The following is a 13,465-nucleotide window of genomic DNA, read 5'->3' on the forward strand; positions in this document are numbered from 1 at the left end:
CCCGGATGGGCACCATGCGAGAGATCGCCGCGATCCCCGTCGACCCCCGACGCGCGCTGGTCTACGAGCACGGCTGGCAGTCGTGGAGCCCGACGGCGGCCTACCGCCTCGGTGCCCGCCCGCATCGGCCGGTCTCGGATCCGGTCCGGGTGATGAACTACCGCCCGGACCGGATCCCGCCGCCGGACGCGTTCTGGGGCGAGGGCCTGCTGGCCGCCGACCCCGGGGACGGCGGCCCCATCCGGGTCTTCGCCGCGCCCGACGCGACGGGCCCGATCCCGTCGATCCGCGCCGACGTCCGCGGCGCACGCCTCATCATCTCCGCCGACGCCACTCAGGGCCCCGTGACCGCGACCTGTGACAACGGGCCGGGCGGCCTGGACGGCGCCCTCGCCCGCTGGGCCGACGGCTTCGCGGCCCGCTCCGGCGCCGCCCGGCCGCGCCCGGCGCCGTCCATCTGGTGCTCCTGGTACCACTACTTCACCCAGGTCACCGAGGCCGACATCGACGAGAACGTCGCGGCCATGGACGCCCTCGGCCTCCCCGTGAACGTGGTCCAGATCGACGACGGCTACCAGGCGGAGATCGGCGACTGGCTGATCCCCTCCGGCCGGTTCGCCTCGCTGCCCGACCTGGTGGCCCGCATCCGGGACGCCGGCCGCCGGGCGGGCATCTGGGTGGCCCCCTTCCTCGCCGCCCCGCAGTCCCGGCTGGCCCGCGAGCACCCCGACTGGCTGGTCGGCGGCGCGACCGCCGGCTTCAACGAGGACTGGGGCAGCGAGGTCGCGGCCGTCGACGTGACCCACCCGGCGGCAGCCGAGTACCTGTTCTCCGTCTTCGCCACCCTCCGCACCCTGGGCATCGACTTCTTCAAGATCGACTTCATCTACGCCGGCGCCCTGGACGGCCGCCGCCACGACCCCACGGCCACCGGCCTCGACGCCTACCGTTCCGGCCTCCGCCTGATCCGCGAAGCGATCGGCCCCGACGCCTACCTGCTCGGCTGCGGCGCACCGATTCTCCCCAGCGTCGGCCTGGTCGACGCCATGCGCGTCAGCCCCGACACCGGGCCCAACCCCGACCCCGACCACGGCGACATGTCCCAGCCCGCCCAACGCGCCGCCACCCTCACCGGCCGCTGGCGCGCCTGGCAGGACGGCCGCTTCTGGATCAACGACTACGACTGCCTCCTCGCCCGCCCGGCCGTGCCCGGCCGCACGGAATGGGCCGCCCATCTCCAGCGCTTCCGCGGCCTGCCGGGCAGCGGCGACCGCCTGCACGACCTGGACCCCTGGGGGCTGGCCACCACCCGCGAGCTGCTGACCAGCCGATGATCCCCGGGCCCGGCCCCTGATGTCCTCCGCCGTCTCCCATGGCGGGGGCGGCGGGGGGCGGGGGCGGCGGGGGAAAGCCGCAACCGGGGCGCACCTACGAGGGTGCCGCAGTGGGTACGGCTGCGGCACCTCGGAGCCGGGACACGTACGGGCTCACCTCGCGCGTCCTCCTTCCGACGGCCCTGTTCTGCCGGCTGTCGGCTGTCCGGCCGAGGAGGGGTTTCCCGGTGCGGCTCGTGTCGAGGACGTTGCTGTCGAGGGCATGACGCCCGCGGCTTCGGCGGTGGCCCCGGCCCGCAGGTCGAGGCGCCGCTCGCCCGCGTACACGTTCATGGAGTTCCCGCGCAGGAAGCCGACGAGCGTGAGCCCGGTCTCCGCCGCCAGGTCCACCGCGAGGGAGGACGGTGCCGAGACCGCCGCCAGCATCGGGATGCCTGCCATGACCGCCTTCTGCGCCAGCTCGAAGGACGCCCGCCCGGATACCAGCAGAATGCGCCGGGACAGCGGCAGTTCGCCGGACTGGAGCGCGCGGCCGATCAGCTTGTCGACGGCGTTGTGCCGGCCGACGTCCTCCCGCAGGTCCAGCAGTTCGCCCTCGGGCGAGAACAGCCCGGCGGCGTGCAGGCCCCCGGTGCGGTCGAACACCCGCTGCGCGGCCCGCAGCCGGTCGGGCAGGGCGGCCAGCAGCTCGGGGGTCACCCGGACCGGGGGCGTGTCAGAGATCGGCCAGCGGGCGGTGGTCCGCACGGCCTCCAGGCTGGCCTTCCCGCACAACCCGCAGGAAGACGTGGTGTACACGTTCCGCTCCAGCGTGATGTCGGGCACCGGCACGCCGGGGGCGAGCCGCACGTCGACGACGTTGTACGTGTTGGAACCGTCCTCCGTGGCACCCGCGCAGTACACGATGTTCGCCACATCCCCGGCCCGGCCCACGACGCCCTCGCTCACCAGGAACCCGGCGGCCAGCGCGAAGTCGTCACCGGGCGTGCGCATGGTGATGGCCAACGGCTTGCCGCCCAGCCGGATCTCCAGCGGCTCCTCCGCGACCAGCGTGTCGGGGCGGGTGCTCGCCGCACCGTCCCGGATCCGCAGCACGCGCCGTCGCTCGGTGCGCCGTCCCATAGCCTTACTCCCGGTTCTGTCGTCCTGGTAGCCGAACTGTTGATTCCTGCCGCTCGACGATTTCCAGGATGTCCCCGGCGATGATCACGCCGTCGCGTTTCGCTGGGCCAGATCCTGTCAGCGACGCGACGCCGTTCCGCCCACCTCCTCAGCACTCGATGACGTTGACGGCTAGGCCGCCGCGGGCGGTCTCCTTGTACTTGACCTTCATGTCGGCGCCGGTCTCCTTCATGGTCTTGATGACCTTGTCGAGGGAGACGTGATGGCGTCCGTCGCCGTGCAGCGCCATCCGTGCGGCGGTCACCGCCTTGACCGCGGCCATGCCGTTGCGCTCGATGCAGGGGATCTGGACCAGGCCGCCGACCGGGTCGCAGGTCAACCCGAGGTTGTGCTCCATGCCGATCTCGGCCGCGTTCTCCACCTGCTCGGGACTGCCGCCGAGCACCTCGGCGAGCCCGCCGGCCGCCATGGAGCAAGCGGAGCCGACCTCGCCCTGGCAGCCGACCTCGGCGCCGGAGATGGAGGCGTTCTCCTTGAAGAGCATGCCGATCGCGCCCGCCGCCAGCAGGAAGCGGACGATCCCGTCCTGGTCGGCGCCCGGCACGAAGGTGAGGTAGTAGCGCAGAACGGCGGGGATGATGCCGGCCGCGCCGTTCGTCGGGGCAGTGACGACCCGGCCGCCCGCGGCGTTCTCCTCGTTGACGGCCATCGCGTAGAGGGTCACCCACTCCATGGCGCGGCCCGCCGGGTCGCCCTGGCCGCGCAGCGTCCGGGCCGCCGACGTGGCCCGGCGGCGGACCTTCAGGCCGCCGGGGAGGATGCCCTCGCTGGACATGCCCCGGGAGACACAGTCCTCCATGACCCGCCAGATCTCCAGCAGGCCCGCGCGGATCTCCTTCTCCGTGCGCCAGGCCATCTCGTTCTTCAGCATCAGCGCGGAGATCGACAGGCCCGTCTCGCGAGCCAGCCGCAGCAGCTCGTCACCCGTGCGGAACGGGTGGGTCAGCACCGTGTCGTCGAGCTTGATCCGGTCCGCGCCGGCGGCGTCCTCGTCGACGACGAAGCCGCCGCCGACCGAGTAGTACGTCTTCTCGAGCAGGGGCAGACCGTCGGCGTCGTACGCGAAGAGGGTCATGCCGTTGGCGTGGTACGGCAGGGAGCGGCGGCGGTGCAGGACGAGCTGGGTCGAGACGTCGAAGCCGATCTCGTGTCCCCGGCCGATCTCGACTCCGAGGAGGCGGATGCGCTGGGTGGTGCGGATCCGCTCGACGTCCAGCTCGGCCTGGGCGACATCGACCGTGTGCGGCTCGTTGCCCTCCAGGCCGAGCAGCACGGCCTTGGGGGTGCCGTGGCCGTGCCCGGTGGCGCCGAGGGAGCCGAACAGCTCCGCCCGCACGGCGGCGGTCTGGGCGAGCAGGCCGTCCCTCTTCAGCCGGGCGGCGAACATCCGGGCGGCCCGCATCGGGCCGACGGTGTGCGAGCTGGACGGGCCGATACCGATGGAGAACAGGTCGAAGACACTAATAGCCACGCCATACTCCGTGGGGTTGGAGGGGCCGTGCCGGACAGTCACGGGCACGCCCCCGCGGCAGGGGTTGTCGGCTTACAGGCCGGGGTAGAGCGGGTGCTTCTCCGCCAGGGCGGTGACGCGGGCCTTCAGTCCGTCGGCGTCGTACGCCGGCTTCAGCGCCTCGGCGATGATGTCCGCGACCTCGCGGAAGTCCTCGGCCCCGAAGCCGCGGGTGGCCAGGGCCGGAGTGCCGATCCGCAGGCCCGAGGTGACCATCGGCGGCCGTGGGTCGTCGGGGATGGCGTTGCGGTTGACCGTGATGCCGACCTCGTGGAGGCGGTCCTCGGCCTGCCGGCCGTCCAGCTCGGAGTCGCGCAGGTCGACCAGGACCAGGTGCACGTCCGTGCCGCCGGACAGCACGGAGACGCCCACCTCGGCGACATCGGCCCGGCCCAGGCGCTCGGCGAGGATCCGGGCGCCCGCGAGCGTGCGCTGCTGGCGTTCCCTGAAGTCCTCGCTCGCCGCCACCTTGAAGGCCACGGCCTTCGCCGCGATGACGTGCTCCAGCGGGCCGCCCTGCTGGCCGGGGAAGACCGCGGAGTTGATCTTCTTCGCCAGCTCGGCTGTGGACAGGATCACGCCGCCGCGCGGGCCGCCGAGGGTCTTGTGGGTGGTGGTCGTCACGATGTGGGCGTGCGGCACCGGGTTCGGGTGCAGGCCCGCGGCGACCAGGCCGGCGAAGTGCGCCATGTCGACCATCAGGTACGCGCCGACCTCGTCGGCGATCCGGCGGAACGCGGCGAAGTCGAGCTGACGCGGGTACGCCGACCAGCCGGCGACGATCAGCTTCGGCCGTTGCTCCTTGGCCAGGCGCTCGACCTCGGCCATGTCGACCCGGCCGGTCTCCGCGTCGACATGGTAGGCGGCGACGGTGTAGAGCTTGCCCGAGAAGTTGATCTTCATGCCGTGGGTCAGGTGCCCGCCATGGGCGAGATCCAGGCCCAGGATGGTGTCGCCGGGGGAGAGCACGGCGAACATCGCGGCGGCGTTGGCCTGCGCGCCGGAGTGCGGCTGCACGTTCGCGGCCTCGGCGCCGAAGAGCGCCTTGATCCGGTCGATGGCCAGCTGCTCGATCACGTCGACGTGCTCGCAGCCGCCGTAGTAGCGGCGGCCCGGATAGCCCTCGGCGTACTTGTTGGTGAGCACCGAGCCCTGGGCCTGGAGGACCGCGACCGGAGCGAAGTTCTCCGAGGCGATCATTTCCAGGGTGGACTGCTGGCGGTGGAGCTCGGCGTCGACGGCGGCGGCGACGTCCGGGTCGAGCTCGTGAAGGGATCGGTTGAAGAGGGTCATCAGCGGGCTCCTCGTGGGTCACGGTGCCCGGCAGCCGCGGCGGCAGGGGTGAGGGTGCGGCGGAGCCGGTTGAACAGCTTCGGCTGGTTCATGGCGAGAACGGCGACGGGGGAGCCCTCGCGCTGGTAGACGGCCGTGAAGGAACGGCTGTCGAGGTCGCCCTCAAGGAACTCGGGTCGGTCGCCGGGGGCGACGTGTCCGGCGAACTGGATGCGCACCTGGTACTGGTCGGACCAGAAGTACGGCGCGGTGAGCGGGGCAGGGGCCGACACACCAGAGAGCAAGGTGCGGGCGGCGGTCTTCGCCTGCTCGATGGCGTTGCTCCAGTGCTCGATGCGCGCGTGCCGCCCGGTGAACGGGTGAGGACAGCGGGCGACGTCACCAACAGCCACCACATGAGGAACGCTTGTCGCGGAGCCGGCGTCGCACACCACGCCGTCGTCCACCTGGACACCGGAACCGGAGAGCCAGTCAGTGGCGGGCCTCACACCCACCCCGACCACGACGATGTCGGCGGGCAGCAGGCGCCCGTCCGCCAGCCGTACGCCGGTGACCCGGCCCTTGCCGGTGAATCCCGCCACGCCGGTTCCGCACAGCAGCGGAACCCCGTGATCGCTGTGGAGTGAAGAGCACGCCAGCCCCATCTCGCGTCCCAGTTGGCGCTCCAACGGTACGTCGAGCGCCTCGACGACGGTGACGTGGAGCCCCAGCCGGTGGGCGGTGGACGCCACCTCGGCACCGATGAAGCCGGCGCCGATGACGACGACCCGGGGCAGGCCGTTCAACAGCTCGGCACGCAGAGCCTGGGCATCGTCCAGGGTGCGAAGGGTGTGGAGGCCGGCCAACCCGTCCGTACCGGGGAGCATCCGGGGACGGGCTCCGGTGGCGATGACGACTCCGTCGGTGCGCAGCTCCCGTCCGCCGGCCAGGGTGACGGACCGGGCCGCGGGGTCGAGCCGCACCGCGCGCTCGCCGAGCAGCCACCGCGCCTCCAGGTCCTCATACTCGTCCGCGTCCCCGAGCGCGAGCGCGTCGGCGTCGACGTCGCCCTTGAGGAAGTCCTTGGACAGGGGCGGGCGATCGTAGGGGGCGTGACGCTCCTCCCCCACGACGACGATGTCGCCGTCGTAGCCCTCCGCGCGCAGCGCGCGAACCGCGCTCAGACCTGCCAGCGACGCTCCGACGACGGTGATGCTTCTCATCCCAGCTCCCCAACAGTGACGTGGAGCAGGACGTAGCCGTCCTCCAGCGAGACCCGGTGGGTGCGCACCGGGGCCTTCGCCGGCGGGCAGGTCGGGCGACCGGTGCGCAGGTCGAAGGATGCCTCGTGCAGGGGGCATTCGACGAAGCAGCCCTCCAGCCAGCCGTCGGCCAGCGAGGCGTCCTGGTGCGTACAGGTGTCATCGATGGCGTAGACCGTGCCGTCCGCGTTGAACAACGCGATGGGGGCGGGGACGCCTTGGGTGACACGGATGGACTCGCCAGGCGGCAGGTCTTCGATCCGGCACACCGTGATCATGGGGAACCTCCGGGTTGCGGGTGCCCGACAGAGAGGGGGAGCCGTCGGCCGGCCGATGACGCCCGGCCTTGCGACGGGAGGGGAACAGCGAGAGATGCCTCAAATAGCGCAACACAAACCACTATACGCAACATGCTTTCCGTCGCGCAGCGGGTTGTCAAGGGAGGAACCGCATCAGTCGGCGTTAGCGCATGAGGTTGCGGGATAAGCAACAGAATGGGTGCGGTGACCGGCGCCCCGGACACGGCGTTCCGCCTCGTGGCGGCCCCGGACGCGCGCGCATCCGGGGCACGACGCCGCAGCCGAACCGCTCGGCGAACGGAAGGCGGGGCCGTGGACGCACACGTCGTCGCACGGCCCCGTCGTGCCTCAGAGCCCGGCTACTGTTGGGGGCTTCTGGGACGCCAGGCCGTTGGTGGATGTGGCGGGGCCTATGCGGAGTTCGAAGTCGCCGTCGTACTTCTCATGGCCGGCCACGACGGCCGTTTCGATGGCTTCCGTGCACTGCTGTCCACGGATGATGAGCGGGTCCTGGCGCAGATCGCGGGTGAGAGCGATGCACAACCCGACCATCACCAGGGTGAAGGGGGCGGCCGCGAGGATGGTGAGGTTCTGCAATCCGGTGAGCGCGTCGCCCGTGCCGCCACCGATGAGCAGCATGACGGCGGCGACCGCCCCGGTCAGCACACCCCAGAACACCACGACGGCCCGGGTCGGTTCCAGGGATCCGCGCTGCGAGAGCGACCCCATCACGATCGAGGCGGCGTCAGCGCCGGAGACGAAGAAGATCCCGACGAGGATCATCACCAGCAGGCTCGTCACCGTGGCGATCGGGTATTGCTGGAGCACGTCGAAGAGTTGGCCCTCGGCTGTCGTCGCGTCGCTGAGGTGCCCCTGGTCCTGCAGCCGTATCGCCGAGCCGCCGAAGATCGCGAACCACATCAGACTGACCGAGCTGGGGATCAGGATGACCCCGCCCACGAACTGCCGAATGGTCCGGCCACGACTGATGCGCGCGATGAACATGCCGACGAACGGCGTCCAGGAGATCCACCAGGCCCAGTAGAAGACCGTCCACCCGGACAGCCAGTCGGCGACTCCCTCGCCATGCGATGCTTCGGTACGTCCCGCCATCTGCGTCATGTCGCCGAGGTAGGCGCTGACGGAGGTGGGCAGCAGGTCGAGGATGAGGATGGTCGGCCCGGCGACGAACACGAAGACCGCCAGGGTCAGCGCCAGCACCATGTTGATGTTGGACAGCCACTGGATGCCCTTGGCGATCCCGGACACCGCGGAGGCGACGAACGCCACGGTCAGCACCACGATCACGGCGATCAGCAGGCCGGTGCCGACGGTTCCCATCCACCCCAGTTCGGTGATGCCGCTGCCGATCTGCAGGGCGCCGAGCCCCAAGGAGGCCGCAGAACCGAAGAGGGTGGCGAAAATGGCGAGGATGTCGATGACCCGTCCGCCCCAGCCGTTCGCCCGCTTCGCGCCGATCAGTGGGGTGAACACGGCGCTGATCAACTGCCGGCGCCCGCGGCGGAAGGTGCTGTAGGCGATGGCCAGGCCCACGACCGCGTAGATCGCCCACGGGTGGAGCGTCCAGTGGAAGAGGGTGGTGGCCATGGCGGTCTCCGTGGCCTCGGCCGCGTCGGCCGGGGTGGTGCCCGGCGGCGGGCTGGAGAAGTGTGACAGTGGTTCGCTGACGCCGTAGAACATCAGGCCGATGCCCATGCCCGCGCTGAACATCATGGCGATCCAGGAGATGGTGCGGAACTCGGGCCGCTCGTTGTCCTGGCCCAGGGTGATCCGCCCGTAACGGCTCATCGCCAGCCAAAGAGCGAAGACGACGAAGCCCGAGGCGGCGAGGACGAATACCCAGCCGCCGTTCACCATGAGCGCGTCCAGCAGCGTCCCGGACACGCTCTCCAGAGAATCGGTGGCCGTGGCTCCCACCACGACGAAGGCCAGGGTGAGGGCCGCGCTGACGCCGAAGACGACGGGGTCGGTGCGAGGGCTGACGGTGGTCGCCGGGCTTCCCGGCAGGTCCGCGCCGACGGGATGGCCTCGGCTCCCGTCTCTGCTGTGTTTTCTGTTTTTCATGGGTCGTCCTTTCCGAGGGGTGGCGGTGAAAGTTGTCTCAGGGGTCGGTCGGCAGCTCATGGGCGACCTGGTGGCCTGTCGGGGACGCCGTCGGACGGCCCGCGCGAGCAGTCCCCGGGTTCGTCCGGGGGCGCGGGATGATCTCAGGCGCCGAGCTTGCTCTGAAGCCAGGTGTGGAATGCGCCGATGTGGTGCTCGCTGGGCACCAGGACACCGCCGCTGGCATAGACCCGGGAACTCATCCCCGGCTGGGTACGCTCACAGGCGTCGAAATCCTGCTGATTCACCCGGTGGAACAACTCCACCGACCGCTCCACATCCGCACCGCCGTCGACGACATGGGGCAGATAGAGCCAGTCGCACTCCACCACAGTGCGGTCATGCGCCATCGGGAACATCCGATGGAAGATCACATGATCCGGCACCAGATTGATGAACACCTGTGGCCTGACCGTGATCGCGTAATAACGCCGATCCTGCCCCTCGGCGACACCGGGAATACGGCCCAGCCCCTCAGAACCATCGACGGTGAAACCCTCAACCCCCTCACCGAACTCCGCACCATGACCCACGAAGAACTGCGCCGCATACCCATCAGCGAACTCCGGCAACACCTCCGTCAGCTCCGGATGAATCGTCGCGCAGTGATAACACTCCATGAAATTCTCGATGATCAGCTTCCAGTTGGCCTGCACGTCATACGTGATCCGCCGGCCCACCCGCAGATCATCGATCCCGTAATTCCCGATCGACTCCACATCACCCAGCCGCTCGACCACCGCACCGATCACGTCCTCCTCGAAGGACGGCGGAACCTCGGCCAGGCACACCCACACATACCCCAGCCACTCCCGCACATGGACACCCACCAGCCCGTACCCGACCCGGTCGACATCCGGCATCGACGTCAGATTCGGCGCCGCGACCAGCTTCCCGTCCAGACCATAGGTCCAGGCGTGATACGGACACTGGAACGCCCGCTTGACCTCACCCGACTCCTCCGTGCACAACTTCGCACCACGGTGCCGGCAAACGTTCAAGAACGCCCTGACCGACCCGTCCCGGGCACGGGAGACCAGCACACTCTCCCGCCCCACCTGACACGTCCGGAACTGACCCGGCCTGGACAGATCCGAAGCGCGGGCCACACAGAACCACATCGCCTCGAAAACCCGCTCCTGCTCCAGAGCGAAAATCCCCGGATCGGTGTAGTACTCCCCCGACAGCGTCGAGATCAGACTGGAAGACAGATTCGTCATGGTCACATGTCACCTTCGGAGAAACGTCAGACGCGCACACGTCGAGGGTCGAACAGGGCGATGGAATGCTTGGTGGTGCCTTCGGTGGCCAGGTCGGCGAGGATTTCGCCGATCACCGGAACGAACTTGAACCCATGGCCGGAGAACCCGCACGCCACTGTCACTTGGGGGTGCTCGGGGTACCGGGAAATGACGAAATGCTCGTCGGGGGTGTTGGCGTACATGCAGGCCGCGGCCTTGAGGAAGCTGCCGGGCAGAGTGGGGATGCGCGGGCGCAGGTACTCGGTCATGGCCGCGATCTCGTCCGGGTGGATTCGGCGGTCAAGACTGTCGGGGTCGCTGGGGACGCCCTTGCGGAAAAAGGCGACCTTAGCTCCGCCTTCGGGTCCGTCGAGGGCGGGGAAGCCGTAGATCTGGGTGCCGTCCGGATCCTCCCAGACGTAGACGGGGTGCCCGTCGGCGGAAAACGGGCCGGTCCCGCCTTCGGGCTGGAACCAGTACATGACCTGCCGCTCCACCGTCACGGTCACGCCCAGGTCGGGGAGGAGCTTGGGGGCCCACGCGCCGGTGGCGATGACCAGCCGGTCGGCGGTGTACACGCCGCGGTCGGTGGCCACCCAGGCCCTGCCCCCCGGTCCGTCGGTCTCCCAGCGCCGGACGACCTCCCCGAAACGCAGCTCGGCACCGCGGGCGCGGGCCAGCTCCAGGTGGGCGGTGACGGTCGCCTCCGGCCGGGCCACCCCCGCCTTGCGCTCGTAGAAGGCGACGTCCTCGGCGGCCGGACGGAAAGTCGGGAAGCGTCGCCGGATGTCGGCGGCGGTAAGGATCTCGTGGTCCAGGTCCCACCGCTGGGCGCTCTTCAGGGTGCCGGAGAACGCCGTGCTGTCCTCACGGCCGATCATCAGGCCGCCGGTTTCGATGAAGACCTCGCGTCCCGAGTCGACCGTCAGCTTCTCCCACAGTTCGTGGGCACGGAGCAGCAAGGGAACGTAGGCGGGGTCCTCGAAGTACGCCTGCCGGTAGACGCGGGATCCACCGTGGCTGGAGCCGAAGTTGTGGGCCGGGCCGAAGCGCTCCAGGCCGAGCACTCGCTGGCCGCGAGCGGCGAGGTGGTAGGCGGCTGCGCTGCCCATCCCGCCCAGACCGACGACGATCACGTCGTACGAGGAGGGCATGTGTCCATCTCCTGGATCTTGCTGACGATGCGTTGGTGGTACTGGTGCCCGGGCGGGCTCAGCCGGTCGGCGCCGCCCCTGTGCGGGGCGGGTCAGTGCCCTCGGGCGATCCATTCGCCGAGAGCGGGTGCTTCGGCCCCGATCGAGGTGTTGCCGCCGTGCCCGGTGTGCACAGTGGTGTCGGCGGGGAGAGTGAGCAGCCGGTCGCGGATCGAGGCGATGATGGTGTCGAAGTCGGAGTACGAGCGGCCGGTGGCGCCGGGGCCGCCCTGGAAGAGGGTGTCGCCGGAGAACAGTGCCTCCAGCTCCGGTGCGTACAGGCAGACCGCCCCGGGAGCGTGCCCGGGGGTGTGCACCACATGCAGTCCGGTGCCGGCCACCGTCAGCAGCTCGCCGTCGACCAGCTCCCGGTCGGGCTCCCGCTGAGGGTGCTGGAGCTTCCACAGCACCGTGTCAGCGGGGTGGAGCAGGATGGGCGCTCCGGTGCGGGCCGCGAGGGCCGGAGCGGCGTTGATGTGGTCGTTGTGGGCGTGCGTGCACACGATGGCGACCAGACGCCGGTCGCCGACCGCCGCGGCGATCGCCGCGTCGTCGTGCGCGGCATCGATGACCAGGACCTCCTGCTCATCGCCGACCAGCCAGACGTTGTTCTCCACCTCCCAGCTGCCGCCGTCCAGCTCGAAGGTCCCGGAGGTGATCAGGTGCTCGATCCGCGCGGTCACAGGACCACCACCGAGCGCAGAACCTCACCACGGTGCATCTTCTCGAACGCCGACTCCACCTGGTCCAGGGCGATCTCCTCGCTGACGAAGGCGTCCAGGTCGAGGCGTCCCTGCAGATAGAGGTCGATCAGGGCGGGGAAGTCCCGGGAGGGCAGGCAGTCGCCGTACCAGGAAGACTTCAGGGCCCCGCCGCGGCCAAAGACGTCCAGCAGCGGCAGTTCCAGCTTCGCCTCGGGCATGGGCACGCCCACCAGCACCACCGTTCCGGCCAGATCGCGGGCGTAGAACGCCTGCTTGTACGTCTCGGGGCGGCCCACCGCGTCCACGACGACATCGGCGCCGAAGCCGCCGGTGAGCGTGCGGACGGCCTCGACAGCGTCGGTCTCGGAGGAGTTGACGGTGGCGGTGGCGCCCATCTTCTCGGCCCACTTCAGCTTCCGCTCGTCGACGTCGACGGCGATGATGCGGCTGGCGCCGGCGACAGCGGCGCCGGCGATGGCCGCCATGCCCACACCTCCGCAGCCGATCACGGCGATCGAGTCGCCCCTGCCCACGGCGCCGGTGTTGACCGCGGCGCCGAACCCGGCCATCACGCCGCAGCCGAGCAGCCCCGCCGCGGCGGGCGAGGCAGCCGGATCGACCTTGGTGCACTGTCCGGCGGCGACCAGGGTCTTCTCGGCGAACGCGCCGATGCCGAGCGCGGAGCTAAGCGGCGTGCCGTCGAGCAGCGTCATCGACTGGGTGGCGTTGTGGGTGGTGAAGCAGTACCACGGCTTGCCCTTGCGGCAGGCCCGGCACTGACCGCAGACCGCGCGCCAGTTGAGAACGACGAAGTCGCCGGGCGCGACCTCGGTGACGTCCTCACCGACCGCCTCGACCACGCCCGCGGCCTCATGACCGAGCAGGAAGGGGAACTCGTCGGTGATCCCGCCCTCCCGATAGTGCAGGTCGGTGTGGCAGACGCCGCACGCCTGCACCCGCACCAGCGCCTCCCCCGGGCCGGGATCCGGCACCAGGATGTTCTCCACCGAGACCGGAGCGCCTTTCTCCCGGGCGACGACTGCGCGTACCTCGTGTGACATGGTCAAGCTCCTCGCTGGGGGCCGAAAGCGAGCTTCGGCCGGACGTTCTGTGGCTGGCGACGACGCCGGATCGCGCGGTGAGACCGGCGAGGGAAGGAAGTGACCTTCGCCGGTGGTGGGTGCTCCGCACGAACGAGGTCCGATGTGCTCAACGGCCCCGGCGGCCGTTCGCGGGAAGATCCAGCAGAAGTTCGTTGAGGCCAGGACGGAGTCGCCGGACCCGCGCTGTTGCGCATAGCGCACCCTTGTCTATTTGACACAACAGTCTGGCGCTCCGGAGGGG

The 13,465-nt window shown here is 70.2% G+C and carries 10 protein-coding genes and 1 pseudogene; 1 reads left to right on the forward strand and 10 read right to left on the reverse strand.

What is annotated here, in order from left to right; translation table 11 throughout:
* Nucleotides 1-5: 5 nt before the first annotated feature.
* Entirely contained in the window at nt 6-1,334 is a 1,329-nt protein-coding gene (locus tag OIE51_RS03360; RefSeq protein WP_326595391.1) for a glycoside hydrolase family 36 protein, read from the forward strand.
* Nucleotides 1,335-1,619: 285 nt separating this feature from the next.
* Here the strand turns inward: OIE51_RS03360 and fdhD are convergent.
* From fdhD to OIE51_RS03410, 10 genes and pseudogenes are all read right to left on the reverse strand, one after another.
* Nucleotides 1,620-2,456, reverse strand: a pseudogene (gene fdhD, locus OIE51_RS03365) (formate dehydrogenase accessory sulfurtransferase FdhD); the annotation flags it as partial.
* Between the two features lie 148 nt (nt 2,457-2,604).
* A complete protein-coding gene (locus OIE51_RS03370; RefSeq protein ID WP_326595392.1) occupies nt 2,605-3,987 on the reverse strand; it encodes an L-serine ammonia-lyase in 1,383 nt (460 codons plus the stop codon).
* 72 nt (nt 3,988-4,059) lie between these two features.
* Nucleotides 4,060-5,319, reverse strand: a complete 1,260-nt coding sequence (glyA, locus tag OIE51_RS03375) for a serine hydroxymethyltransferase (RefSeq protein WP_326595393.1) — start codon at nt 5,317-5,319, stop codon at nt 4,060-4,062.
* Complete coding sequence (locus tag OIE51_RS03380; RefSeq protein WP_326595394.1) at nt 5,319-6,521, reverse strand: NAD(P)/FAD-dependent oxidoreductase; 1,203 nt, start codon at nt 6,519-6,521, stop codon at nt 5,319-5,321. Before OIE51_RS03380 ends, glyA begins: the two co-directional genes overlap by 1 nt.
* On the reverse strand, nt 6,518-6,838 hold the full coding sequence (locus OIE51_RS03385) for a bifunctional 3-phenylpropionate/cinnamic acid dioxygenase ferredoxin subunit (protein ID WP_326595395.1): 321 nt from the start codon (nt 6,836-6,838) through the stop codon (nt 6,518-6,520). Before OIE51_RS03385 ends, OIE51_RS03380 begins: the two co-directional genes overlap by 4 nt.
* Before the next feature lie 369 nt (nt 6,839-7,207).
* Nucleotides 7,208-8,944, reverse strand: coding sequence for a BCCT family transporter (locus OIE51_RS03390; protein WP_326595397.1), 1,737 nt, complete (start codon nt 8,942-8,944; stop codon nt 7,208-7,210).
* 143 nt (nt 8,945-9,087) lie between these two features.
* Nucleotides 9,088-10,209, reverse strand: a complete 1,122-nt coding sequence (locus tag OIE51_RS03395; RefSeq protein ID WP_326595398.1) for an aromatic ring-hydroxylating oxygenase subunit alpha — start codon at nt 10,207-10,209, stop codon at nt 9,088-9,090.
* A 20-nt stretch (nt 10,210-10,229) separates the two neighbouring features.
* Complete coding sequence (gene solA, locus OIE51_RS03400; RefSeq protein WP_326595400.1) at nt 10,230-11,378, reverse strand: N-methyl-L-tryptophan oxidase; 1,149 nt, start codon at nt 11,376-11,378, stop codon at nt 10,230-10,232.
* Between the two features lie 92 nt (nt 11,379-11,470).
* Nucleotides 11,471-12,100, reverse strand: a complete 630-nt coding sequence (locus tag OIE51_RS03405; protein WP_326595402.1) for an MBL fold metallo-hydrolase — start codon at nt 12,098-12,100, stop codon at nt 11,471-11,473.
* A complete protein-coding gene (locus tag OIE51_RS03410) occupies nt 12,097-13,182 on the reverse strand; it encodes an S-(hydroxymethyl)mycothiol dehydrogenase (RefSeq protein WP_326595404.1) in 1,086 nt (361 codons plus the stop codon). The genes OIE51_RS03405 and OIE51_RS03410 overlap by 4 nt, the downstream gene beginning before the upstream one ends.
* Nucleotides 13,183-13,465 lie beyond the last annotated feature (283 nt).

The sequence above is a fragment of the Streptomyces sp. NBC_01803 genome, from assembly GCF_035917415.1.
Taxonomy (GTDB): Bacteria; Actinomycetota; Actinomycetes; order Streptomycetales; family Streptomycetaceae; genus Streptomyces.